The 25,414-nt window shown below is 64.2% G+C and carries 23 protein-coding genes; 11 read left to right on the top strand and 12 right to left on the bottom strand.

What is annotated here, in order from left to right; all coding sequences use genetic code 11:
- Positions 1–208: 208 nt before the first annotated feature.
- Together OU999_11780 and OU999_11775 are read left to right on the top strand one after the other, a co-directional pair.
- Entirely contained in the window at positions 209–1,228 is a 1,020-nt protein-coding gene (locus OU999_11780) for a LacI family DNA-binding transcriptional regulator (GenBank protein WAC22436.1), read from the top strand.
- Positions 1,229–1,352: 124 nt separating this feature from the next.
- Positions 1,353–2,858 (top strand): MFS transporter, encoded by a 1,506-nt coding sequence (locus tag OU999_11775; protein WAC22435.1) that lies wholly within the window; start codon positions 1,353–1,355, stop codon positions 2,856–2,858.
- A 234-nt stretch (positions 2,859–3,092) separates the two neighbouring features.
- On the opposite strand, the gene OU999_11770 is transcribed toward OU999_11775, so the two are convergent.
- From OU999_11770 to OU999_11740, 7 genes are all read right to left on the bottom strand, one after another.
- A complete protein-coding gene (locus OU999_11770; protein WAC22434.1) occupies positions 3,093–3,305 on the bottom strand; it encodes a hypothetical protein in 213 nt (70 codons plus the stop codon).
- A 111-nt stretch (positions 3,306–3,416) separates the two neighbouring features.
- Positions 3,417–3,683, bottom strand: a complete 267-nt coding sequence (locus OU999_11765) for a DUF2442 domain-containing protein (protein WAC22433.1) — start codon at positions 3,681–3,683, stop codon at positions 3,417–3,419.
- Positions 3,676–3,945 carry a DUF4160 domain-containing protein gene (locus OU999_11760; protein ID WAC22432.1) on the bottom strand — a complete coding sequence of 90 codons (270 nt, stop codon included), beginning with the start codon at positions 3,943–3,945 and terminating at the stop codon, positions 3,676–3,678. Before OU999_11760 ends, OU999_11765 begins: the two co-directional genes overlap by 8 nt.
- Positions 3,946–4,584, bottom strand: a complete 639-nt coding sequence (locus OU999_11755) for a hypothetical protein (protein ID WAC22431.1) — start codon at positions 4,582–4,584, stop codon at positions 3,946–3,948.
- Between the two features lie 9 nt (positions 4,585–4,593).
- Positions 4,594–5,646 (bottom strand): ribonucleotide-diphosphate reductase subunit beta, encoded by a 1,053-nt coding sequence (locus OU999_11750; GenBank protein ID WAC22430.1) that lies wholly within the window; start codon positions 5,644–5,646, stop codon positions 4,594–4,596.
- Between the two features lie 151 nt (positions 5,647–5,797).
- The gene (locus tag OU999_11745) at positions 5,798–7,672 is read right to left on the bottom strand and encodes a ribonucleoside-diphosphate reductase subunit alpha (GenBank protein WAC25417.1); all 1,875 of its coding nucleotides are present in this window, start codon (positions 7,670–7,672) and stop codon (positions 5,798–5,800) included.
- Positions 7,673–8,248: 576 nt separating this feature from the next.
- Positions 8,249–9,040 (bottom strand): hypothetical protein, encoded by a 792-nt coding sequence (locus tag OU999_11740; GenBank protein WAC22429.1) that lies wholly within the window; start codon positions 9,038–9,040, stop codon positions 8,249–8,251.
- Positions 9,041–9,073: 33 nt separating this feature from the next.
- Between OU999_11740 and OU999_11735 the strand changes: the two genes are divergently transcribed.
- Complete coding sequence (locus tag OU999_11735; GenBank protein ID WAC22428.1) at positions 9,074–10,597, top strand: fumarate hydratase; 1,524 nt, start codon at positions 9,074–9,076, stop codon at positions 10,595–10,597.
- A gap of 255 nt (positions 10,598–10,852) precedes the next feature.
- Here the strand turns inward: OU999_11735 and OU999_11730 are convergent, their stop codons facing one another.
- A complete protein-coding gene (locus tag OU999_11730; GenBank protein WAC22427.1) occupies positions 10,853–11,827 on the bottom strand; it encodes a VacJ family lipoprotein in 975 nt (324 codons plus the stop codon).
- Between the two features lie 210 nt (positions 11,828–12,037).
- Here OU999_11730 and recN point away from each other — a divergent pair, with 210 nt between their 5' ends.
- The 5 genes from recN (at position 12,038) to OU999_11705 (ending at position 18,260) form a co-directional block, all read left to right on the top strand.
- Complete coding sequence (recN, locus tag OU999_11725; GenBank protein WAC22426.1) at positions 12,038–13,699, top strand: DNA repair protein RecN; 1,662 nt, start codon at positions 12,038–12,040, stop codon at positions 13,697–13,699.
- A gap of 16 nt (positions 13,700–13,715) precedes the next feature.
- A complete protein-coding gene (locus OU999_11720) occupies positions 13,716–14,522 on the top strand; it encodes an Imm63 family immunity protein (GenBank protein WAC22425.1) in 807 nt (268 codons plus the stop codon).
- Positions 14,519–16,591 (top strand): NAD-dependent DNA ligase LigA, encoded by a 2,073-nt coding sequence (gene ligA, locus OU999_11715; protein ID WAC22424.1) that lies wholly within the window; start codon positions 14,519–14,521, stop codon positions 16,589–16,591. The genes OU999_11720 and ligA overlap by 4 nt, the downstream gene beginning before the upstream one ends.
- Positions 16,592–16,665: 74 nt before the next feature.
- Positions 16,666–17,034 (top strand): YciI family protein, encoded by a 369-nt coding sequence (locus tag OU999_11710; protein WAC22423.1) that lies wholly within the window; start codon positions 16,666–16,668, stop codon positions 17,032–17,034.
- Positions 17,031–18,260 carry an RNA polymerase subunit sigma-24 gene (locus OU999_11705; protein WAC22422.1) on the top strand — a complete coding sequence of 410 codons (1,230 nt, stop codon included), beginning with the start codon at positions 17,031–17,033 and terminating at the stop codon, positions 18,258–18,260. Before OU999_11710 ends, OU999_11705 begins: the two co-directional genes overlap by 4 nt.
- Here the strand turns inward: OU999_11705 and OU999_11700 are convergent.
- From OU999_11700 to OU999_11685, 4 genes are all read right to left on the bottom strand, one after another.
- The gene (locus tag OU999_11700; protein WAC22421.1) at positions 18,199–18,912 is read right to left on the bottom strand and encodes a TIGR02117 family protein; all 714 of its coding nucleotides are present in this window, start codon (positions 18,910–18,912) and stop codon (positions 18,199–18,201) included. The genes OU999_11705 and OU999_11700 overlap by 62 nt on opposite strands.
- 157 nt (positions 18,913–19,069) lie before the next feature.
- Positions 19,070–19,993, bottom strand: a complete 924-nt coding sequence (locus tag OU999_11695) for a 50S ribosomal protein L11 methyltransferase (protein ID WAC22420.1) — start codon at positions 19,991–19,993, stop codon at positions 19,070–19,072.
- A gap of 271 nt (positions 19,994–20,264) precedes the next feature.
- Entirely contained in the window at positions 20,265–21,011 is a 747-nt protein-coding gene (locus tag OU999_11690; GenBank protein WAC22419.1) for an SDR family NAD(P)-dependent oxidoreductase, read from the bottom strand.
- An 85-nt stretch (positions 21,012–21,096) separates the two neighbouring features.
- Positions 21,097–22,500 carry a methyl-accepting chemotaxis protein gene (locus OU999_11685; protein ID WAC22418.1) on the bottom strand — a complete coding sequence of 468 codons (1,404 nt, stop codon included), beginning with the start codon at positions 22,498–22,500 and terminating at the stop codon, positions 21,097–21,099.
- Between the two features lie 222 nt (positions 22,501–22,722).
- On the opposite strand from OU999_11685, the gene sdhC reads away from it, so the two are divergent.
- The 3 genes from sdhC to sdhA are packed head-to-tail and all read left to right on the top strand — an operon-like array spanning position 22,723 to position 25,361.
- Positions 22,723–23,112, top strand: a complete 390-nt coding sequence (gene sdhC / locus OU999_11680; protein ID WAC22417.1) for a succinate dehydrogenase, cytochrome b556 subunit — start codon at positions 22,723–22,725, stop codon at positions 23,110–23,112.
- Positions 23,113–23,169: 57 nt separating this feature from the next.
- Positions 23,170–23,559 (top strand): succinate dehydrogenase, hydrophobic membrane anchor protein, encoded by a 390-nt coding sequence (sdhD, locus tag OU999_11675; protein ID WAC22416.1) that lies wholly within the window; start codon positions 23,170–23,172, stop codon positions 23,557–23,559.
- Complete coding sequence (gene sdhA, locus OU999_11670; protein ID WAC22415.1) at positions 23,559–25,361, top strand: succinate dehydrogenase flavoprotein subunit; 1,803 nt, start codon at positions 23,559–23,561, stop codon at positions 25,359–25,361. The genes sdhD and sdhA overlap by 1 nt, the downstream gene beginning before the upstream one ends.
- The last annotated feature ends 53 nt before the right edge of the window (positions 25,362–25,414 follow it).

Here is a 25,414-nt window from a genome sequence, read left to right as displayed (position 1 = left end):
CCCAGGGGCCCCGCACAGCAGATGGCGGGATGATTTCTGGCATCCGGAAACAGTCCGTGAGCCGCCGGTTTTCAGGTGAACCGGTCGGCAGTCTGAATAACCTTTGCACCACGATTGCAAAAGGCATACGCATACGTATTCAGCCTGAACGGTCGCCAAAGCCCGGGAAAAGCACGGTTTTGCAAGCAACTGGAAGGTGAGGGGCAGGATGGGACGCAGGCCAACCTCATTCGATATCGCGCAGCTCGCAGGGGTGTCGCAACCCACGGTTTCGCGCGCGTTGAGCGGCAATCCGGCGGTCAGCGAACAGACGCGCAGGCGTATCCAGGCCATTGCCGCGCAGCTCAATTATTCGGTCGACAAGAACGCCTCATCGCTGCGCCGTCAGCAGGCGAACACGCTGGCGCTGTTGTTCTTCGAGGACCCGACGCCCGACGATTCGATGATCAACCCGTTCTTTCTGGCGATGCTGGGATCTATCACGCGCACCGCCTCGCGCGCGGGCTTCGATCTTCTGATCTCGTTCCAGCAGCTCTCCAGCGACTGGCATGTCGATTACCAGGACAGCCACAAGGCCGATGGCATCATCCTGCTGGGCTACGGCGACTATGAGGATTATCGCGCGCGGCTGACCCATCTGGTCGAACAGGGCACGCATTTCGTGCGCTGGGGATCGCCGATGGCGAACGAGCCGGGGATCACCTTGGGGTCGGAGAACCGCAGCGGCGGCTATGCCGCGACCCGCCACCTGATCGAGCGCGGACGCAGGCATATCGCGTTCATCGGCATCGCATCAAGCCATGCCCCGGAGTTCGAGGACCGCTGGCGCGGCTATTGCGATGCGCTGGGCGAGGCGGGGCTGGAGGCCGATCCGGCGCTGCAACGCGATGCGGTGACGTCCGAAGAGGCGGGGCATGAGGCGGTGCGATCGCTGCTTGCGGCGGGCACCTGCTTCGATGCCATCTTCGCTGCGTCCGATCTCATCGCCATCGGCGCGATGCGCGCGCTGGCCGAGCATGGCCTGAACGTGCCGATTGATGTCGCGCTGGTCGGCTTTGACGATATTCCGGCGGCGAGCTTCACCAACCCGCCGCTCACCACCGTCAGCCAGGACGTGAAGGCGGCGGGCGAGGCGCTGGTCGATACGCTGCTGCGCAAGATCCGTGGGCAGGCGGTCGAGCCCTATATGCTGCCCACCCAGCTGATCGTGCGCGGTTCGAGCGGCTGAAACCGGCCCGCCCACGTATACGTATGCGCTGCGGTTGTGTGGGGGCAATGGCTCTGCCACGGTTCCGGCCAGAGACCGCCGAGAGCATAACGGGCGGACCCTCGGGACTTCCAGGGAGAGGCGCATGATCGCGGAAAAACCGCGCAAGAGCTTTTGGCAGCTGTTCAACCTGAGCTTCGGATTCTTCGGCATCCAGATCGGGTTCGCGCTGCAGAATGCGAACATGAGCCGCATCTTCCAGTCGCTGGGCGAAAGCCTCGACAACCTGCCCGCCTTGTGGATCGCCGCGCCGCTCACCGGCCTGCTGGTGCAGCCGATCGTCGGCCATTATTCGGACCGCACCTGGACAAGGCTCGGCCGCCGCCGTCCCTATTTTCTCGCAGGGGCCGTGCTCGCGGCGCTGTCGCTGGTGATCATGCCGCTGTCGCAGTCGCTGCTGCTCGCCGCGATGATGCTGTGGATCCTCGATGCTTCGCTCAACATCTCGATGGAGCCGTTCCGCGCCTTTGTCGGCGACAATCTGCGCAAGGACCAGCATACCATGGGCTATGCGATCCAGACCGCGTTCATCGGCGCTGGCGCGGTGGCGGGCTCGCTCTTCCCCTATCTGCTGACCGATCTGGGCGTCGCCAACACTGCTCCGGCGGGCCAGGTGCCCGATACGGTGCGCATCAGCTTCTGGTTCGGCGCGGTCGCGCTGTTCGTCGCGGTACTGTGGACGATCCTGACCACGCGCGAATACAGCCCCGAGGAAATGCGCGCCTTTGCCGAGGCGCAGCCCGATCAGGCCGATGCCCAGCCGGTCCGCGCGCTCGCCGCCAAGGGGCTTGGCAGCGCCATCGGCTGGATCGCCGCCGGTGCAGCGGTCGTCGCGCTGGTCTGGAGCTTCGACCTCGAAAAGGAGCTGTATCTGCTCGGAGCATTGCTCGGCAGCTATGGCCTTGCCAGCCTGATCGCCATCTGTCGGGCGCGCGCCGGGCATGACGCCAGCCTGCTCGGCGCTATTGTCGGCGATTTTTCGGGCATGCCGCCGATCATGAAGCGGCTGTCGCTGGTGCAGTTCTTCAGCTGGTCGGCGCTGTTCATCATGTGGATCTACACCACCCCGGTGGTCGCGCAGACCGTGTTCGGCGCGACCGATGCCAGCAGCGCGGCCTATAATGCGGCGGGCAACTGGGTGGGCGTGCTGTTCGCCATCTATAACGGCGTCGCTGCCATTGCCGCGCTGACCCTGCTGCCCTGGCTGGCATCGAAGCTGGGCAAGGTGCGTGCGCATGCTCTGTGCCTGCTCTGCGGAGCCGCCGGTTTTGCCAGCTTCTTCTTCATCCGCGATGCGCAAGGACTGATCCTCAGCGAGATCGGCATCGGCATCGCCTGGGCCTCGATCCTCGCCATGCCCTATGCCATCCTCGCCTCCAGCCTGCCCCAGGCCAAGCTCGGCATCTTCATGGGGCTGTTCAACGTCTTCGTCGTACTGCCGCAGCTGCTGGTGGCCACGATCATGGGCAGCCTGCTCAAGGCGTTCTTCCCGACCCAGCCGGTCTGGACGATGGCCTTCGCCGCCGCCGTGCTGGCGCTCGCCGCGCTAGCGACGCTGCGCGTGCCGGAGCCCGAAACTGCGCCGGCCTGACTGTAACGATCGCCCCCGCAAGACGAACGTGATGCTGTGAGGCGCCAACCCAGGGAGGCTCATACCAGCGGGTGCGCGGGAATGGAGATCAGCTTGCAACAGCCGGGCAGGACCCAGCCCGACGGCCGAGCATTGCCTCCGGTCCTGCGGTGATCATCTGCTGGCTGCGGAGCCATGTGATCCGGCGCGCGGGGATCAGGCTGATCACCATCGGGTTGCGGGGGTACGGGGACATCAAGCAGTGTGGCAGGCGGGGCAACAATAAAAGCAGCCGTTGGATTGCGAGTAGGTCAGCTTGGCCTTGGTCACCGCTCCATGGCAGTTGTCGTGATAACCAAGATCGAGCTGATTGGCGATGCTCGGCATGTAGATGCAACCGGTAGTTGTGTTGTGCACCTCATGGTCGCCGTTGGTTTGGACCTGCTTGTTGACGATATAAGTGGGCATGATCGAGCCTCCTTGGCTGGCGTCAGCCTAGCGAGGCGACCAAGGGCCCGAGAGCCAGTCTTGCTCCGAAATGGTGAAGTCCGGCGTAAACCTGATCCGAAAGGAAGCTTATCAGGCCGCCTGGCCCTTGAGCAGACCCGCTGCCTTCATCTCGGCATGCAGGGTCCAGGGTGCGAGCTCCAGCCCATTGGGCCAGGCCAGCGCGCCATTGTCGATAAACGCTTTGGCGAACGCATCAGCATCGCGCAGCGGGACGGTCAGCGGCGTATCCTTGCTGCCGAGCAAGGCAGTCGCATCCCACACGCCGGTTGTGCCATCCGAGAAACTGAGGCTCAGGCACAGGTTGCCGACAGGTTTGCAACTGGAGAGCTTAATCATCGAAATCGGCTCCGGGGATCAGTTGCATGGGTAGCAGATCGACACCGCGCTGCCAATTGTCGAGCAATCCGCTTTGATGGCGCATTGTCCAATCCTGCACCAGTCGCAAGGCGCGATTGGGCAGCGAGCCGGCATAAACCGATCCGTCCGCAATTCGGATTAGTGCCTCGAAGCCCTGATAGCTGGCATGGAAATGCGGTGGCGCATGGTCATTGTGATACATGCGGATGATGATGCCGAAGAATGTCGAGACGACCGGCATTCAGTCTTTGCAACCCCGTGTATCCGCTACTTTTTGGGTGGCGGCGGTGGAATTATTGGAGACGGAGCAGACTTCCGAATCCCTCCATCGCCGAAGTTGGGGCGCGGCGGGGGAGGTGGTGGAGGCGGCGGCGGCGGAGGCGGTGGTGGAGGAGGTGGTGGCGGGTTTGCCATTAAAGTTCTCCAAGAGCGAAACTACACCAGCGGAACTCAACAAGACGGCCAACGCGAATGATATGCAAGCCAAACTTCTCGTATTGTTGACTAGGTTAACCGATCTTGTATCGCTGTCAATATCGCTTTCTAGAAGATAGAAGCGCTTTGTTATCTCTTCTTGAATCCGGTAAGCGCTTGCAGAGAAAGATTGTTCGAGCATAGAAAGGCTCAAAGCCAGTATAAACCCGATTGCACCTGCTCCCAGTAAAAATTTCTGATGAATTTCAATTATTTGAACTTCAAATCCGACTAGGATGCTGGGGATGGCAAGGACTGCTGTTGAAGAAATTTGAGTAATTGTCTGAACCAGGCCATCCTCGCGCGACTGCCGTGCGCTGGCAAGGGTTGCACAATCCTGACGCATCCATTCATGACGCTGTTCCAGGTCGATATGCGCACAAGGATGAGGCTCTGGTTCAGACAATTTAATCGTTTACTCCGCCGCGATTCCCGCCTGCTTGAACATGTCCTCGCTGTCGTCGATGATCGCGACTTCGTTCGCGGCGCTCTTCTTCTGGCGCTTGTCGAAGGCGCTCCACACGTCGTTCCAGTTGCCGCGCGTGGCGCCCTTCGAATATTCGGTCGCGCGGGTTTCGAAGAAGTTGGCGTGCTCGACGCCGTTGAGCAGCGGGGCGAGCCAGGGGAGCGGGTGGTCCTCGATCATGTAGATCGCGGGCAGGCCCAGCTGGCTGAGGCGCCAGTCGGCGATATAGCGGATATAGCGCTTGATCTCCTTGGCGGTCATGCCGCTGACCGGGCCCTGTTCGAACGCCAGATCGATGAACGCATCTTCCAGCCGCACGGTCTTCTGGCAGCAGTCGATAATGTCCTCCTTCACCGCCTTGGTCAGGCAGCCGCGCTCGGCGCAGAAGGCGTGGAACAGGCGGATGATGCCTTCGCAGTGCAGGCTTTCGTCGCGCACCGACCAGCTGACGATCTGGCCCATGCCCTTCATCTTGTTGAAGCGCGGGAAGTTCATCAGCATCGCGAAGCTGGCGAACAGCTGCAAGCCTTCGGTGAAACCGCCGAACATGGCGAGCGTGCGCGCGATGTCCTCATCGGTGTCCACGCTGAACGTGGCGAGATAATCGTGCTTGGCCTTCATTTCCTCATATTCGAGGAACATGCCATATTCGCTCTCGGGCATGCCGATGGTGTCGAGCAGATGGCTGTACGCGGCGATGTGGACCGTTTCCATGTTGCTGAACGCGGTCAGCATCATCTTGACCTCGGTCGGCTTGAACACGCGGCCGTAATTTTCGTGATAGCAGTTCTGCACCTCGACATCGGCCTGGGTGAAGAAGCGGAAGATCTGCGTCAGCAGGTTGCGCTCATGGTCGGAGAGCTTCTGCGCCCAGTCGCGGCAATCCTCGCCCAGCGGCACTTCTTCCGGCATCCAGTGGATCTGCTGCTGGCGCTTCCAGAAATCATAGGCCCAGGGATATTCGAAGGGCTTGTACTGGGTGCGGGCTTCGAGAAGGGACATGGCTTGCTCCTTGGGCCCAGCTCTTGGGGAGCTTCGGGCCGGTATCGGGGTTAAATCTGGTGGGTGAAGATACGGCTGCGGTTCACGGCAGATGCAGTGCCATCCCGCCCTGGACCCCGGATCAAGTCCGGGGAACGGGGCGGCGATAGTTTTACTGGCAAGCCAGGCACTCGTCGTAGTCCGTCGTTTCGCCGAGCTCGAACTTGGGCGCGTCGATGGTGTTGTCCGCCTCGACGCCGCCGGCAAAGCCTGCGCGCTGGACCGACTTGGAGCGCAGATAATAGAGCGACTTGATGCCCAGCTCCCAAGCGCGGAAGTGCAGCATCAGCAGGTCCCATTTGTCGACGTCCGCCGGGATGAACAGGTTCAGCGACTGCGCCTGGTCGATATAGGGCGTGCGGTCGGCTGCCAGTTCGAGCAGCCACCTTTGATCGATCTCGAAGCTGGTCTTGAACGCGTCCTTTTCTTCCGCGCTCAGGAAATCGAGATGCTGGACCGAGCCGCCCTTCTCCAGGATCGAATTCCACACATTGGTCGAATCCTTCGACTTTTCGCGCAGCAGCTTTTCCAGATAGGGGTTCTTGACCACGAAGCTGCCCGAGAGCGTCTTGTGGGTGTAGATGTTCGCGGGGATCGGCTCGATGCACGCGCTGGTGCCGCCGCAGATGATCGAGATCGACGCGGTCGGCGCGATCGCCATCTTGCAGCTGAAGCGCTCCATCACGCCCTGGTCGGCGGCATCCGGGCAGGGGCCGCGTTCGTTGGCGAGCAGCATCGAGGCTTCGGATGCCTTGGCCGCGATGTGCTTGAAGATCTTCATGTTCCACGACTTGGCGAGCGCCGATTCAAAGCCGAGGCCGCGCGCCTGCAGGAACGAGTGGAAGCCCATCACGCCCATGCCGACCGAACGTTCGCGCATCGCGCTGTAGCGGGCACGCGCCATTTCGGGCGGGGCGCGGTCGATATAGTCCTGCAGCACATTGTCGAGGAAGCGCATCACGTCCTCGATGAAGCGCTTGTCGTCGTGCCACTGGTCCCAGGTCTCGATGTTGAGCGAGGACAGACAGCACACGGCGGTACGGTCGTTGCCCAGGTGATCGCGGCCCGTGGGCAGCGTGATCTCGCTGCACAGGTTCGAGGTCGAGACCTTGAGGCCGAGCTCGCGGTGATGCGCGGGCATCGTGCGGTTCACGGTATCGTTGAACACGATATAGGGCTCGCCGGTGGCGAGGCGCGTCTCGACCAGCTTCTGGAACAGCGCGCGCGCGTTGACGGTGCCGCGCACGCTGCCGTCCTTGGGGCTCTTCAGGTTGAAGTCCGCGCCGTCGCGCACTGCTTCCATGAACTCGTCGGTGAGCAACACGCCATGGTGCAGGTTCAGCGCCTTGCGGTTGAAGTCGCCCGAAGGCTTGCGGATTTCGAGGAACTCCTCGATCTCCGGGTGCGACACGTCGAGATAGCAGGCGGCCGAGCCACGGCGCAGCGAGCCTTGCGAAATCGCGAGGGTCAGCGAATCCATCACGCGCACGAACGGAATGATGCCGCTGGTCTTGCCGTTGAGGCCGACCGGCTCACCGATGCCGCGCACGCTGCCCCAATAGGTGCCGATGCCGCCGCCGCGGCTGGCGAGCCAGACATTCTCGTTCCAGGTGTTGACGATGCCTTCCAGGCTGTCGTCGACGCTGTTCAGATAGCAGCTGATCGGCAGACCGCGACCCGTGCCGCCGTTCGACAGCACCGGGGTTGCGGGCATGAACCACAGCTTGGAGATGTAATCGTAGAGCCGCTGGGCGTGCTCCTGATCGTCGGCATAGGCATCGGCGACGCGGGCAAACAGGTCCTGATAGGATTCACCGGGCAGCAGATAGCGGTCTTCCAGCGTTTCCTTGCCGAAATCGGTGAGCAGCGCATCGCGGCTGCTGTCGGTGACGACGGTGAAGCGGCGCGCGGCGACAGCCTTGCTGTCCATGGCCTCGGCGGGCTGGGCTGCAGCTGCTTGGGTGGCGGCCATGGCGATCAGCGCCATTTCCGCAGCATTGGCCTCACCCGACGCGATTTTTCGATTGCCCGCTGCTGCGGTGTCCGCCTTGGCGGCTGCGTCCAGTACATCTGCATCACCCATATCTTCTGCGCTACCCTTGCCCGTATCTCTGAAATCCATGACGCCCCCGTAATGACATTTGATGGGAAACTTTGTTCCACAATTGTTCGACTCGGGGCGCAAGCGTCCCGTATAGCATCTTGTGGGTCGCGGCGGGGGAAAACTTATCCCCAACAGAAGGCCGAAAAGAGGCAAAACCCCCTTGACGTGGAGACAGGTGTCTGCCCCCGCGCTTCGTGTTACCCACTGTTATTGGTATGCCCCAGCCGCGTACCCCACTACCTATAGTGCCGTTTCCTGAATCCGGCGCAAGAGGGTAAATGGTTAATTTACACCACCGTTCGTCGCGCGTGGGATTCGTTTCGTCGCTGGCCGGGGGCTGCCGGCAGGGCGCGACGCGCGGAAAAAAGCCGCACGAAAAAATCGCAAGAGGGCAAATGCGGCTTGCCCACAATTTCCTCTCCACAGGCTTGTGCACGGCAAATTTGGTGCTGTGGATGACTATTCAGAAGGCGCCATGGATGAGGCTTGGCGTTGAGCGAGCACCCGGTCGATATCGTCCGCAATCGCGCGTGAGTCCCTGCTATCCCGCCGACGCAACGCCGCCTGTTCCTGCAGCAAGGCATCGACCTGCTGCTCCTCGGGCAGTTGGCTGACGCGCGCATAAAGCCTGACGGCCTTGACCCATCGGGACCGTCGCGACGGCACATCTTCTGCGGTTCTTGAAAATGGCGGCATTATTGCCTGCCAGCCTTTGGCGTCGCGCTTCAGGAACAGAAGCAAAGTCGATCCCGGCATGAAGACATAGCGGACGCAAAAGCCGTCGAAAGATTGCGGGTGCGCCTCCACCAGTTCGTTGGGATCGCTATAGCTGGCGCGCACATGTTGCGTGCTGCCGACATAGCCCTCCAAGCTGATCAGTTCGCGCGGGAGCGCCCCCTTCAGCGCCTCGACAGGCCGCAGAATCACCCGGGGCATGGAATCCCCATCAGAAGACCTTCGCTGACGCTCCACTTTTGCCAGCACGATCGATTCCGCCTCGAGTGCCAGATCGAGGTTCGACGGCCCGACATAGCCTGGCATCAATGTACAGGCAGACAGCTCGGCAGGATGAAATACTGCCAGCCCAATCACCATGCTGAAGACACAGACACGAAATCTCATCACCGCAGCATGCGGCCAGCCGGCCCGTAATTCAACCAGTGCATTCCCTATCCCCATTTCCAACCGCCCCCGCTTGCGATAGCGTGAGCGCCGCAATAGAGACGGTCGCAGTTCATCCGCCCGCGCCATGCGAGAGCGCGTCCAGTTTTTGGGGGGAATGCCATGACCGTGACCATCAAAGCCGCCGACCTGATCGAGAGCGTCGCCGACGCGCTGCAGTTCATCAGCTATTACCACCCGATGGATTATATCCGCGCGCTGGGCGAGGCCTATGAGGCCGAGCAATCGCCCGCGGCCAAGGATGCGATCGCGCAGATCCTCACCAACAGCCGGATGTGCGCCGAAGGGCATCGCCCGATCTGCCAGGATACCGGCATCGTCAACGTGTTCGTCAAATGGGGCATGGATTGCCGCCTCGACGATACCTCGCGCTCGCTGCAGGAGATCGTCGACGAAGGCGTGCGCCGCGCCTATCTGCACCCGGACAACAAGCTGCGCGCCTCGGTGCTCGCCGATCCCGCCTTCACCCGCCGCAACACCAAGGACAATACTCCTTGTGTCTTGCATGTCGAAATGGTGCCGGGCCATCACGTGCATGTCGATGTCGCGGCCAAGGGCGGCGGCAGCGAGAACAAGTCCAAGTTCAAGATGATGAACCCGTCGGACAATATCGTCGACTGGGTGCTCGAGATGATCCCGCAAATGGGCGCGGGCTGGTGCCCGCCGGGCATGCTCGGCATCGGCATCGGCGGCACGGCGGAACATGCGGTGCTGCTCGCCAAGAAAGCGCTGATGGACCCGATCGACATGGGGCCGTTGAAGGCACGCGGGGCCAAGACCGATGTCGAGGCGATGCGGATCGAGATTTTCGACAAGGTCAATGCCTTGGGCATCGGCGCGCAGGGGCTCGGCGGCTTGTCTACCATCCTCGACGTCAAGATCATGGACGCGCCCTGCCATGCGGCGGGCAAGCCGGTCGCGATGATCCCCAATTGCGCAGCAACCCGCCACGCGCATTTCAGCCTCGATGGCTCGGGCCCGGCCTATCTCGAAGCGCCCAAGCTCGACGAATGGCCCGATGTCAACTGGACGCCGGACAAGGCCGCGATCCGCGTCGATCTGGATAACCTGACGCCGGAAGTCGTGCAGAGCTGGAAGCAGGGTGACCGGCTGCTCTTGAACGGCAAGATGCTCACCGGGCGCGACGCGGCGCACAAGCGCATTCAGGACATGCTGGCCAAGGGCGAACAGCTGCCGGTCGAGTTCCGCGGCCGCGTGATCTATTATGTCGGTCCAGTCGATCCGGTGGGCGAGGAAATCGTCGGCCCCGCTGGTCCCACTACCGCGACGCGCATGGACAAGTTCACCCGGATGATGCTCGAACAGGGTCTGCTCGCGATGGTCGGCAAGGCCGAGCGCGGCCCGGCGGCGGTCGAGGCGATCCGCGACCACAAGAGTGCCTATCTGATGGCGGTCGGCGGCGCGGCCTATCTCGTCGCGCGCGCCATCAAAGGGAGCACGGTCGTCGGCTTCCATGATCTCGGCATGGAAGCGATCTACGAGTTCGAGGTCAGCGATTTCCCGGTGACCGTCGCGGTCGATAGCGAAGGCAACAACGTCCACCAGCTCGCCCCGCTGGTGTGGCGCGAGAAGATTGCCAAGGAAGGGCTGTTGCAGGGCGCGTGAGGTCAGAGGGGGTGAGTTGCTTTGCGCCCACCCTGCTCAGCCTGAGCCTGTCGAAGGCCCCGCGCTGATCTGAGCGTAATAGTGGTCCGTCACCCTGAACTTGTTTCAGGGCCCATTTCTCCCCATGCGGCTTCGGCTCTTGGGGCACGATGGGTCCTGAACCAAGTTCAGGATGACGTAATCAAATAGCGTCACCCTAATCGCGGGGCCTTCGACAGGCTCAGGCTGAGCGGGGGTGGTATATAGAGCTGGGCCTCACCCCACCGGCGCGCACGTCACCCCCGGAGCGGCAGGCACTATCGGCGTCACCGGCACCACGATGCTGCGGCCCGTGCCCGGATTGACGAACGGCAGGTCGGCATCGGGATATTGCACCCGCCCCCGCAGCGCGTCGATCTCGGCCTGGCGGCGGCGCAGGTAGAAATCGCGCGCGTCGATATAGGGGTCGCGGCTCTGGTTGCGCAGCGCGTTCAGCTGTTCGTCGATCTGGATGCGCCCCTGAAGCGCGCTCAATCCTGCTGCGGGGAGCGTGAAATAGGGGTTGTTGAACGGCGCGCCGATGGCGGTCGGCAGCAGCAGCCCGTCGATCGTTCCGCCCACCAGATCGCGCACCGTGGTCGGGCCGATCAGCGGCAGGAACAGATACGCGCCCGGCTCCACGCCATAATAGCCCAGCGTATTGGCAAAGCCGTTGCGGCGATAGGGCAGCTTGAACGGGTCGCGCTTGGCAATGTCGAACAGGCCGCCCAGGCCGATGGTGCTGTTGATCGCAAAGCGTCCGACGGTCTCGGCGGCCTTGCCGGGCTTCAGCTGCACCAGGAAATTGAGCGCCACGATCGGCTCGGTCAGGTTGCGCAGGAAGTTGCGGATGCCATGGCGCACCGGCTTGGGCACCGCGTCCTTGTACGCCATCGCCACCGGGCCGACCAGGGCCTCGTCGACATCCTGCACCATCTCGAACGACTGGGCGTTCAATTGCAGCATCGGGTCGCCCGGCTGCGAATCGGGCCGCGCGGTAACGACGATCGTGCCGCCCTCTGGCGCGGGGGCGGGCGTTTGAGCGGGCGCGGCAGCTGATCCTGCGGCCAGCTGATCGGTGGCGGGGCAGGGCGGAAGCGCGGAAGCAGGCGATGCGGGCTGCTCGATCGGCGCGGGAAGCGCTGCCGGATCGCCGCCACCTGGCTGCAGCGTCATGAGGGCCAGCGCAAAGGGCAATGCGGCCAGGCTCATGCGGTGCCTTCGCTCAGCCGATTGGACGGAATACAGGTCACCAGCGTCGTCATCCTTCGCATTTCAGGCCCCGCCTGACCGAGCTATGGCCAGCACCGAGACAAGTCAATGACGGTCCTGTGAAATTGCGGGCAACGCACCAGCGCATAAGGCACGCGCGACCAAAAAGCTGTTCCCACATGTCCCCTGTCTGTTCTAAGGCATGAAGCCATGCTCCTTTCGCTCGCCATTCGTGACCTGGTGCTGATCGAGGCGCTCGATCTGGAGTTCCACTCCGGCCTGGGCGTGCTCACCGGGGAAACCGGGGCGGGCAAATCGATCCTGCTCGATGCTCTGGGGCTCGCCATGGGCGCGCGCGCCGATAGCGGGCTGGTGCGCCAGGGTGCCGAGCGTGCGCTGGTGATCGCCGGGTTCGATCCGGGCGATCATGCCGGCGTCGCGGCGCTGCTCCACGACAATGACATCGCGCAGGAACCGGGCGAACCGCTGCTGATCCGGCGGCAGGTGCGCGCCGATGGCGGCAGCCGCGCCTTCGTCAACGATCAGCCGGTGTCCGCTGCGCTGCTGCGTGATCTGGGCGCGATGCTGGTCGAAATCCACGGCCAGCATGACGATCGTGGCCTGATCAACCCGAGGGGCCATCGTGATCTGCTTGACAGCTTCGGGCGCTGCGATGTCGCGCGCGTCGCGTCGGCCTGGCGCGAATGGCAGGCGGCGGAGCGCGCCTTTACGGCTGCCAATGAGGCCATCGAAACCGCGCTGCGCGACCGCGACCTGCTGGAGCATAATCTCGAGGAACTCGCCAGTTTCGCGCCCCAGCCGGGCGAGGAAGAGGAACTGGCGGGCGAGCGCGCCGCGATGCAGAAGGGCGAGCGGCTGTCTGGCGATCTTGCCGAGCTGTTCGAGACGTTCGAGGGATCGAAAGGCGCGCTGGCGCAGCTGCGCGGTGCGGCGCGCAAGCTGGGGCGGATCGCCGAGGAGCATCCGCTGCTCGATCAGGCGATGGAGGCGCTCGACCGCGCGATGATCGAGGCCGACGATACAGAGGCCAAGCTGCGCGCGGCATCCGAAGCTTTGACCTATGACGCGGTGCGGCTCGACGAGCTGGAGCGGCGGCTGTTCGATCTGCGCGCGCTCGCCCGCAAGCATAATGTCGCAGGCGATCTGCTGCCCGATCTGCTGAAGAAGATGCAGGCGGACTGGGCGGCGCTGGAATCGGGCGGGGCGAATGTCGCCGAGCTCGACAGGGCACGGCACAAGGCGCGCGAGGCCTATGTGGCGGCCGCCGAGGCGCTGAGCGCAGCGCGGACCAAGGCGGGCGCGGCGCTCGATGCGGCGGTGATGGCGGAATTGAAGCCGCTGAAGCTCGATGCCGCACGCTTCCGCACCCTGGTCGAACCGCTCGACGAGGCGCGCTGGGGCGCATCGGGCAAGGATCATGTCGAATTTCTCATCTCGACCAATCCGGGCAGCGATTTCGCGCCGCTGATGAAGATCGCGTCGGGCGGCGAGCTGTCGCGCTTCATCCTGGCATTGAAGGTCGCGCTGGCCGAACAGGGCGGGGCGGAGACGATGATCTTCGACGAGATCGATCGCGGCGTCGGCGGCGCTGTCGCCTCGGCGATCGGTGACCGGTTGGCGCGGCTGGCGCGAGGAACGCAGCTGCTGGTCGTCACCCACTCGCCCCAGGTCGCTGCGCGCGGCAGCCGACACCTGCTGATCGCCAAGACCTCGGACGGCACCGTCGCGCGCACCGGCGTGCGCCTGCTCGACGATGCCGAGCGCAAGGAAGAGATCGCCCGCATGCTGTCGGGCGCGGAAATCACGCCCGAGGCACGCGCGCAGGCCGACCGGTTGCTGGAGGGGGTGTGATGGCGGGAGCGGCTGGATGAGCGAGGCCATCCCGTTGCTGGGCGGGTGCCTTCTGCTTTTCGTCCTGCCGATTTTTCTTATCGCGCGCGCCGCTCGTGCCAGGCTCTGGTGGCTCGCGCTCCTCTGGTTCCTTTCTCCGCTCGTGGTGCTGATGGCAGTGCTACTCGAGGAGATGGCGCGCAAATCCGGCGATGCGGCAATACGGCCGGAGAATGTGCAGGCGACGGTCGGTTTTGTCATCGGGCTCGGCATCATCCCCTGGGCGATCATCTGGTCGCTCGGGATGGCGATTGCCTTGATGCTGCGGCGGCGCCTGGCCCCGGTAGCCCAGCCGATGCCGACCGCTGATGCCGGGCTGCCCATGTCGGTAGCCACTCCGGCACCCGATGCGCCTCGGCCGCCTGCCATATTTCAGGGCATGACCACGCAAGACCTTCACGAGCGCGTCCGTGATCTGGCAAGCCAGCATGGGTGGACCGAGCGCCTGTTGCCGGTCTCTTATGCGCGCGACCATGACACGCCCTATGTCGAAGTCGATCATCGCGGCTTTCACATGGCCACCTATGATCGCGGCCAGGCTTATGGCGAGCGCGAGACGCAAGACCTGGAGGAGATGCTGTACTGGGTCGCCGATCAGGTCACCTATTACATGGCGAGCGAGGAGGTGGCGCGCGGCATCAGCCATTTTGACGAGTTCGCACCCCGGCTGCTGGCGCGACAGGACAGCATGCTTGCCGCAATGAACCCCGAATGGCATCAGCGCTGGCTTGGCGATGCGGCATGCCATGCCGCTTTCTATCGACGAAAGACACAGACATCATGACCGGCCAGCCGATCGAGAGCCTTTCCGAAGCCGAAGCCGCGATCGAACTGCAACGGCTTGCGAAGAAGATCGCGCATCATAATCGGTTGTACCACGCCGAGGATTCGCCCGAGATTTCGGACGCGGATTATGACGCGCTGGTGCGGCGGAACAATGAGCTGGAGGCCGCTTTCCCGCATCTGATCCGCGCCGATAGCCCCAGCCGGATGGTGGGCGCGGCGGTCGAGGCGTCGCCGCTCACCAAGGTGCGGCACGAGCAGCGGATGATGAGCCTCGACAACGGCTTTTCGGAAGAAGACATTGCCGAGTTCGTAGGCCGGGTGCGGCGCTATCTCGCGCTGCCCGAGGGCGAGATGCTGGCGCTGACTGCCGAGGACAAGATCGACGGGCTGTCGCTCTCGCTGCGTTATGAGCAGGGCGTGCTGGTGCGCGCCGCGACGCGCGGCGATGGCGAGGTGGGTGAGGACGTTCTCGCCAATGTGCGCACGATCGGGGATATCCCGGAGCGTCTGGCTGGCGACCTGATACCCGACATCTTCGAGATTCGCGGCGAGGTTTACATGTCCAAACAGGACTTTGCCGCGCTCAATGCTGCACAGGCGGAACGCGGCGAAAAGCTGTTCGCCAATCCGCGCAATGCCGCTGCCGGGTCGCTGCGGCAGAAGGACGCGAAGGTCACCGCTGCCCGCCCCTTGCGCTTTCTGGCGCATGGCTGGGGCGTTGCAAGCGAAGTGCCGGGCGCGACGCAGCATGAAGTGATGCAGGCCATCGCCGCGATGGGCGTGCCGGTCTCGCCGATGCTCCGACGAGTGGAATCGCTAGAGGAACTGCTCGCCCATTATCGCGAGATCGAACGGCTCCGCGCCGACCTGCCCTATGACATCGATGGCGTGGTCTACAAGGTGGACCGGCTCGACTGGCAGGCGCGGCTGGGTTTTGTCGCCAAGGCCCCGCGCTGGGCGCTGGCGCACAAATTCCCCGCCGAGCGCGCGGAAACGACGCTGCAGGCGATCGATATCCAGGTCGGGCGCACGGGCAAGCTGACCCCGGTGGGCAGGCTGGTGCCGGTCACGGTCGGCGGCGTGGTCGTGTCCAACGTGACGCTGCACAATCGCGACGAGATTGCGCGGCTGGGCGTGCGTCCGGGCGACCGGGTGCTGGTGCAGCGCGCGGGCGATGTCATCCCGCAGGTGGTGGAAAACCGCACCCGCGATGTGGCACGCGATCCCTATCTCTTCCCCGATCACTGCCCCGAATGCGGCAGCGAAGCCGTCGCGGAAGAGGGCGAGGTCGATGTCCGCTGCACGGGCGGGCTGATCTGCCCGGCGCAGCAGCGCGAGCGCCTCAAGCATTTCGTCAGCCGCGCCGCGCTCGACATCGAGGGACTGGGCGAGAAGACGATTGCCGAGTTTCTCGACGCCGGCTTCATCCGCAAGCCGGGCGACATCTTCCGGCTGAAGGCAAAGCGCAGTGCAATCCTGGCGCGCGAGGGCTGGCAGGAAAAGTCGGTCGACAATCTGCTCGCCAGCATCGAGGCACGGCGCGGGGCGGACCCGGGGCGTTTCCTGTTCGCGCTGGGCATCCGGCATGTCGGAGCGGTGACGGCCAAGGACCTCGTCAAGAGCTTCGGAAGCGCCGAGGCAGTGGGCGAGATCGGTCGCACACTGGCGGCGGGCAGCATCGAAGCGACCGCCGAAGTCACCAGCATCGACGGCATCGGTCCGGCGGTCGCCGAAGCCCTGGGCGATTTCTTCCACGAACCGCATAATGGCGAAATTTTCGACGACCTGATCGAAGAGGTCCGCCCCGCCGCGTTCGTCTCGACTGCGCGCGAGACCGAATGGAGCGGCAAGACCATCGTCTTCACCGGCAAGCTGGAAACGATGAGCCGCGACGAGGCCAAGGCGCAGGCGGAGCGGCTGGGGGCCAAGGCGGCGGGATCGGTCTCGGCCAAGACCGATCTGGTCGTGGCCGGGCCGGGAGCAGGATCGAAGCTCAAAAAGGCGGCGGAACTGGGCGTGCGCGTAGTCGACGAGGCGGAATGGGCAGAAATCATGCGCTCGGCCTGATCGGCTGTCGAATCTGGATCGGCCCGTTCGTCATGGGGCAGAACGTGCAGTTTCCGCCGTTCGGATGAGGAGACATGATGATGCAGTACATGCTGATGATCCACGAGGACGAGAGCGTCTATGCCGGGCCCGAGGGCGAAAAGCTGCTGGCCGAGACGCTGGCTGCGCACATGGCGCTGGGCGAGGCCTTGGTCGCTGCCGGGGTGAGCTATTCGGGCGAACGGCTGAAGCCGGCCTCCACCGCGACGACGATCCGCTGGAACATGGGCGAGCACCAGATCCATGATGGCGCCTTTGCCGAAAGCCATGAGGAGCTCGGCGGCTTCTACATCATCGATGTCGACAATCTGGACCAGGCGATCGAATGGGCCAAGCGCATCCCGATCCCCAGGGGGGCGCTGGAGATCCGCCCGATCTGGCCGATGGGCGGCCCCGACGCATGACCACGGACGGGCTGGGTGCGGCGATCATCGCGGCCCGGCCCGTTATCGTCGCAGCGCTCGCGGCACGCTTCCGCGACCTTGACCTGGCCGAGGACGGCTTTGCCGATGCCGCCGAACTCGCGATGCGCCATTTCGCCGCCGCGCCGCTGCCTGCCAACCTGCCCGGCTGGCTGCATGTCGCGGGCCGGCGGCGTATCATCGACCGGTTGCGGCGCGATGCCCGGCTGGCGCGGATCATCGCCGAGCAACCCGATGCGCCGGAGGGTGCGGAGATGGACGTCATCTCGCTGTTCGACGCGCAGATTCCCGATGAACGGCTGCGGCTGATCTTCATCTGCTGCCACCCCGCCATCGCGCCCGAGGCACGCGCCGCGCTGACGCTGCGCACCGTGTGCGGCGTGCCGACCGAACGGATCGCGGCGGCGTTCCTGATGGCTGGCCCTGCGATGTTCCAGCGGCTGACCCGCGCCAAGGCCAAGATTCGCGAGGCGGGCGTACCGTTTGAAACGCCGCCGCCGCACCTGTGGAGCGAGCGACTGCAATCGGTGCTGGCGACGCTGGAAATCGCCTATGCGCTGGCCTTTCAGGATGCAGCCGGCAGCGAGCCGACGGCCGATCTGGGCCCCGATGTGCTGCGGCTGGCCGCGATGCTGGCCGAACTGCTGCCCGACGATCCGGAGGTGTTGGGACTCGCCGCTCTGGTGCAGCTGGGCGAGGCGCGCCGCGCCGCGCGGGTCGATGGCGAGGGGCGGATGATCCCCCTCAGCGAACAGGATGTGCGGCTCTGGGATGGCGCGCTGATCGCCTCTTCGGCGGGGCTGATGCAGCGTTCGGCCGATCTGGGCCGGAGCGGGCCGTATCAGCTGATGGCCGCGATCCACCTCACCCATGCGCGGCGGAGAACCGAAGGGCGCACCGATTGTCACGCGATCCTCAAGCTCTACGACCTGCTGCTCGTGCTGCGGCCGGGGCCGGTGGTCGCGATCAACCGTGCGATTGCGCTGGCGCGGGTGGAGGGGCCGCACGCGGGGCTGGCGGCGCTCGATGCGCTGCAAGGCGCAGCGGTGGAGCGCTATCGCCCCTGGCACGCGGCGCGCGCGCATCTGCTGGCGCAGACCGGCGACAGGGCCGGTGCAGAGTCAGCCTTCGCGCATGCGCTCGCGCTCAATCCCGCGCGGGCAGAGCGGCTGTATCTGGAGGCGCGACTTCGGGAAACCAGCGCATGACGTGATGTTCCGCCGGGGTCCAGGCACCGACGCGGATGCCAATCGCGCGCAGATGGTCGCCGGTCCAGGCATTGCAGCTGTGCACCAGCGAATAGCGGCCATTGGCGGCGTAGAACATGTCGTCGCCGCCATAGCCGGGAATCGGTTTCAGCGGGCCCTGGTCGGGAAAGGCGATGTCCTGCATCAGCCGCGCGGCGAGGCGGCGATAGGCATCATGGCTGATCACCAGCTTGCGGGCGTAACGGCCCTGTTGCGGCCGGTTCATGTGATAGATGTGGACCAGCGTTGCATCGCTGCCGATCGCGGCGCGGGCCAGGGTCAGCGGGTTCAGCTGCCGCCAGTCCGGCGTGCCCAGGTAGAATTCGCGCTCGCCCCAGCCGATCGCGACATGATCGGTCGCGCCGGTCGCGTGATAGCGGGTATCGGCGAGGTCCGTCGGCGGGAAGATGCGGTGCCAGTCGATCCCCTCGGCCCTGGCAGGCAGGATGAAGCCGGTGTGGAAGCCGTTGGTCTCGACATAGATGGTCACGCCATCCTCAGGCGCACGCCATGCCGCATTGGTCCCCCAAAGCCCGCCGATCTCGCCCGCTGCAAAGGCCAGCCCCGCGATCAAGGCCAGCCAGCCGAACAGGGTGCGGGCGAGCTTCTTCATCAATAGTCGTTCCCGCGAACACGGAAATCCCGCTTCTGGCGGATAGGGCAAAGCGAGCGAGACCCCCGCCTGCGCGGGGGAGACGAAGCAGGGTGACGGAAGGAAGAAAGGATGGCGCGGCAGGCACCACTCCCATCCGCCGCCGGGATGGACGCGCTCAGGCCGCGCCGGTCTTGCACAGCCGCAATACCGTCCAGTCGCCCAGATCCAGCCGTTCCTCCAGCGTGAAGCCCTGGGCGCGATAGGCCCCGGCGACCGCATCCGCCTGCGTTCCCAGCAGGCCGGACAGCACGGCATGGCCCTGCGGCGCGGTGACGGCGGCAACGTCCGGTGACAGGTCGATGAGCGGTCCGGCCAGGATATTGGCGATCACCAGGTCATAGGGCGCGCGCTGCTGCAGCTGCTTGTCCTCCAGCCCTTCGGCAATCACCATCGTCAGCGCGCCCACAGAATCGCCCATCGCGATGCCGTTGGTCGCGGCATTATGCTCCACCGCCGGACCGCAGACCGGGTCGATATCGCTGGCGATGGCCTGGGCATCGGGCCACAGATGCATCGCGGCAAAGGCGAGCAGCCCGGTGCCGGTGCCGATATCGATATGGTTGGTGACCTCGATGCCCGCCGCCTTCATGGCGTCGAGCACGATCAGGCAGCCGCGCGTGGTGTTGTGATGCCCGGTGCCGAAGGCCAGGCTGGCCGGAATGCAGAAGCTGCGCATATCGGCATCATCCGATGCGGGCATTTCGGGCGTGTGGACATGGAAGCGACCAGCGCGGATCGGCTCCAGCCCGGCCTGGCTCATGGTCACCCAGTCCTCATCGGGCAGCTTTTCCGGGGTCAGCGCCACGCCGGCTGCGCTCGGCACCAGGCCGCGCAAGCCTTCGATCCAGGCGGTTTCGGGCTCGTCGGTGAAATAGGCATGCAGGGCCCAGCTGCCGGGCTGCTGCGGATCGGCATAGGCATCGACTTCGCTCGCCACCAGGCTGGGGCTGCCGAACACGCTGTCGTCCAGCATGTCATACCCGGTCACGGCCTGTGCCTCGGCCAGCGTGCAGGGGATGGTGACTTTCCAGTTGTCCAATTCAGCATTCCTCTTGGCGACTAAAACCCGACAGGCGGCACCCTTAGAGATTGAACCATAACTTTGCCAATCCCGTCATTCCCGCGAAGGCGGGAATCCCGCTTCCATGATTGCGGCGGCAAACGAGCGGGACCCCCGCCTTCGCGGGGGTGACGAGAAAGCAAGCCCCAAAAGCTCAGGCGTTGATCAGATTGCAAAGATCCAGCCAATCCGGATTTGATTGCTCAATCAGGTCGATCTTCCACTGCCGCCGCCATTCAACGCATTCCCCTCAGCGCACGAAACTTGCCCCGTTCACGTCCAGCACCGCGCCGGTCATCGAGGGCGGGGCGTCGATGGCGCAGAAGGCGGCCATGGTGGCGACCTCGTCGGGCATGGCGACGCGGCCCAGCGGAATGTCGGCGAGCAGCTTGTCGCCGCCGCGGCTGGAGAGATAGTCCTCGGCCATGCCGGTCATGGTGAAGCCGGGACAGATGGCAAAGGCATAGATGCCGTTCGACGCATAGGCGCGCGCGATCGATTTGGTCATCGCCACCATGCCGCCCTTGGACGCGGCATAATGCCAGTGCGCCGGGCTGTCGCCACGATAGGCGGCGCGGCTGGCGATGTTGACGATGCGGCCCTCGTTCCCGTGATCGAGAAAATGCTGCACGGCAAAGCGGCACAGCTGGGCGCTGGCGGTCAGGTTGATCGTCATCGTCTCGTCCCAGGCGGCGAGCCATTCGGCATCGCCCCGGTCGATCGGATTCGCGGCAAAGATGCCGGCATTGTTGATCAGCACGTCGATGCGGCCGTCAAGCAGGTCGAGCGCCTCGCTCCACAGCAGATCGGGTCCACGAAAATCGCCGAAATCCGCGCCGACAACCTCCCATTCGGGGCTGTCCGGGCTGTCATCGGGAAATGGGCGGCTGGCATGGCCGACCACGCGATGGCCTGCTTCGTGGAGATGGTCGGCGATCGCGCGGCCGATGCCGCGGCTGGAGCCGGTGACGAGGATATTCTGTTCGACGCTGATCATGCGCCCAGCATATCGCCGCGCGCTGGCCCGGTCCATCACCCGGCGTCAGGCGGCGGCGGATTTGCTGCGCCCGGGTGCAGTGCGATCAGCCAGTGCCTGCCAGGCCGATCTCGTCAGCGAACCGGTCCGAACGGTTGCGCAATTCGACCAGCTGGTTTTGCAGATGGCTGAAACCGGCGCCCACCTTGTCCATTTCGCTGGCCAGGCTCTCGGTATCGATGCGGATCGTGCCGATGGTGTTCGACATCGAATCGGCGGCAAGCGCGGTCTCGTCGACCGCAGCGGTAATGATCGTCACGGTCTGCGCCTGGACTTCCATCGCCTCGCGGATGCGGTCTGCGCTCGACTGCACCTCGCTGACGGTGGCGCGCACCGAATCGTTCGAGGCGACGGTGTCGCGGGTGGCTTGCTGGATGGCGGTGATCTTGTGCGCAATATCGTCGGTCGCGCGCGCGGTCTGGTTGGCCAGGCTCTTCACCTCCTGCGCCACCACGGCAAAGCCGCGCCCGGCATCGCCTGCGCGGGCGGCCTCGATCGTCGCGTTGAGCGCGAGCAGGTTGGTCTGGCCCGCAATGTCCCGGATGAGGCTGAGGATCGATTCGATCGATTCGGCATGGGTCGATAGCGTCTGCGTGCTGGCCACAGCATGGCCGGCCTCACGCGAGGCACGCTCGGCAACATCGGCGGCGACTTCGACTTCGCTGCGCGCATCCTCGATCGCACGGATCAGGCCGGCTGCGGTCTGCGCTGCTTCGCGCATCGCAATGGCGGACTGTTCGGCGGCGGCGGCAACCTCGGACGAGCGGCCGAGCATCTGGCGGGCGGCCTCGGAGGCATTGACGACCTGGCTCTTCAGTCCGCTGCCCAGATGCGATGCCTGTTGCAGTTCGCCATCGACGGTCTGCTTGAAGCTGGCGCTTTGCGCGATGCGCACCGACTGCGCTTCCCGCTGGGTGATGGTGTTGACTGCAAAGGCCATGACTTCGGCTTCAATCACCATGACCTGCGCCGTGGCGCGGGCCAGCTGGTGATATTGTTCGGGATCATCGCGCAGCTTTTCGCGCATCTTCTGCATGGCAAAATCGTGCGTGTGCGCCTGCGCGGCAAGCGCCTGCCACATCGGGATGCCCAGCTTGCGCGCCTGGAGCGCGTGGATGAACGCCAGTTCCACCCAGGTCTGCTCGCCCAGATTGGCCATTTTCTCCCGCGTGTAGCGGCGGCTGTTTTCGACATGACGCTTTCTGAGCGTGGCAGTGTCTACCGACGTGCTCGTCAGGTCTGCGGTCGAGCTGTAATGTTTCCAGAATTCTTCGGCGATCGCATCCTCGTCGTCGCGCAGCAATTCGAGCGCACGGCGCGCGTGCTTGGGCAGATCGCCAGCCGCATCAAAGGCTGCCAGCCGCTGGCTGATCGAAAGCTCGTGCGCCACGGACTGATAGAGCGCCTTGAAATCGGCGCCGCCTTTCGAATCCTTGCTGTGCTCTGCCATGCCGTCCTCTTGCGAACCTAAGGGTAGTAATGGACCCGGCATATGCGCTCATGGTTAACGCCGGGTTATTGCCGCGCCAGGCCGAGCCGCTTTGCTGCGCAGCACCGTGCCGGTGGTGCAAGCGCGCGCGCACAATCAGCAATTGCATCATTTGGGCAATCGGCTAAACAGTCGCGGGACGCAAATTCGCATATGAACACGATCGTTTAAACGGGGGAGACCATGGCAAAACCATCGGGCAGGCCGCTGTCGCCGCACCTTTCCATCTGGCGTTGGGGCCCGGCCATGCTGGTCTCAATCCTCCATCGCGCAACAGGCGACGGCATGGCCGTCATCGGCGGCATCCTGCTCGTCGGCTGGCTGCTGGCACTGGCCAGCGGTCCTGAAAGCTATGCCTGGTATGTCGGTTGGGCGACCAGCCCCATCGGCTATCTGCTGATGGTCGGCCTGTCATGGGCATTCTTCCAGCACATGCTTTCGGGCCTGCGGCACTTCGTGCTCGACATCGGCGCGGGCTATGAGGTTGACAACAACAACCGCTGGTCGGCCCTGCTGCCGGTGCTGTCGATCGTGCTGACGGCATTTTTGTGGGCGATCATCTTTTTCGCCTGATCTTTTGAATTATCTGTGCAGCGCAACGGGCTATCGGGCCTGCGCGAGGAGTCGACCATGGGAAGTGGCACCAGAATTGGCAAGGTTCGCGGGCTGGGGTCCGCCAAAACGGGAACGCATCACTGGGTGATGGCGCGGGTCACCGCGGTCAGCAATCTCATCCTGATGCTGTGGTTCATCGCCTCGCTGGTCAGCCTGCCGGCGCTTGATCATGCCACGGTGACCGCCTGGCTTTCCGCACCGCTGCCCGCCACGGCGATGATCCTGCTGATCATCACCGTCTTCTATCACCTGCGCCTGGGCCTGCAGGTCATCGTCGAGGACTATGTGCATGATCATGGCACCAAGTTCGGCGTGATCCTGCTGCTCAATTTCTATGCCGTTGCCGGGGCAGCCCTCGGCATTTTCGCCGTTGCGCGCATTGCCTTTGCCGGAGCTGCAAGCTGATGTCTGAAGCCTATAAGATCATCGACCATGTATACGACACCGTTGTCGTCGGCGCGGGCGGATCGGGCCTGCGCGCCACCATGGGCAGCGCCGAAGCGGGCCTGAAGACCGCGTGCATCACCAAGGTGTTCCCCACCCGCAGCCATACCGTGGCGGCGCAGGGCGGCATCGCGGCGAGCCTGGGCAACAACTCGCCCGACCACTGGTCCTGGCACATGTACGATACCGTCAAGGGATCGGACTGGCTGGGTGACCAGGATGCGATCGAATATATGGTGCGCGAAGCGCCTGCCGCCGTGTACGAGCTTGAGCATGCTGGCGTGCCGTTCAGCCGCAACGACAACGGCACCATCTATCAGCGCCCGTTCGGCGGCCACATGCAGAACATGGGCGAAGGCCCGCCGGTGCAGCGCACCTGCGCCGCCGCCGACCGTACCGGCCATGCCATGCTGCACGCGCTGTACCAGCAGTCGCTGAAGTATGATTCGGACTTTTTCATCGAATATTTCGCCATCGACCTGATCATGGAAGACGGCGCGTGCCGCGGCGTGATCGCATTGTGCATGGAAGATGGATCTATCCACCGCTTCCGCAGCCATGCCGTGGTGCTGGCGACCGGCGGATCGGGCCGCTGCTATTTCTCTGCTACCTCGGCGCACACCTGCACGGGTGATGGCGGCGCGATGGTGCTGCGCGCTGGCCTGCCGCTGCAGGACATGGAGTTCGTCCAGTTCCACCCGACCGGCATCTACGGTGCGGGCGTGCTGATCACCGAAGGCGCGCGCGGCGAGGGCGGTTACCTCACCAATTCCGAAGGCGAGCGCTTCATGGAGCGCTATGCTCCGTCCGCGAAGGACCTGGCCAGCCGTGACGTCGTCAGCCGCTCGATGGCCGCCGAAATCCGCGAAGGCCGCGGTGTCGGCAAGGAAAACGACCATATCTACCTGCACCTCGATCATATCGACGAAAAGGTGCTGGCCGAGCGTCTGCCCGGCATTACCGAAACCGGCAAGATCTTCGCGGGCGTCGACCTGACCCGTCAGCCGCTGCCGGTGGTGCCGACGGTGCACTACAACATGGGCGGCATTCCCTGCAATTATCATGGCCAGGTCGTCACCATCAAGGATGGCAACCCCGACACCGTGGTCCCCGGCCTCTATGCCGTGGGTGAGGCAGCATGCGTTTCGGTGCACGGTGCCAACCGCCTGGGCTCCAACTCGCTGATCGACCTTGTCGTGTTCGGCCGTGCCACCGGTCATCACCTGCGCGACACGATCACGCCGGGCAGCTCGCACAAGGCGCTGCCGAAGGATTCGGCCGATCTGGCGCTGTCGCGTCTGGACCATTTCCGCAATGCCAAGGGCGGCTCGCCTACCGCGCAGATCCGCATGGACATGCAGAAGACGATGCAGAAGCATGCTGCCGTGTTCCGCGATACCCAGCTGCTGTCGGAAGGCACCGCGCTGATGCAGACCGTCAACAAGCGGATGGAGGACGTTCACGTCACTGACCGGTCGCTGATCTGGAACACCGATCTGATCGAGACGCTGGAGCTCGACAACCTGCTCAGCCAGGCCGTGTGCACCATCGAAAGCGCGCATTCCCGCAAGGAAAGCCGCGGCGCGCACATGCACGAGGATTATCCCGAGCGCGACGATGCCAACTTCATGAAGCACACCGTCAGCTGGTTCGAAGGCTGGGGCGGCAAGGGCGGCAAGGTGACGCTCGACTACCGCCCGGTCCACGAATACACGCTCAGCGACGAGGTCGAGTATATCAAGCCCAAGAAGCGGGTGTATTGATCGGTTGGCTGGCCATCTGGCGATGAGAAATTTCAGGGCAGGCGCCGGATGCG

This window comes from Blastomonas sp. SL216 (assembly GCA_026625625.1).
Classification (GTDB): domain Bacteria; phylum Pseudomonadota; class Alphaproteobacteria; order Sphingomonadales; family Sphingomonadaceae; genus Blastomonas.
The sequence above is the reverse complement of the archived record's forward strand: the minus strand, read 5'-3'. Positions and strand labels throughout refer to the sequence as shown.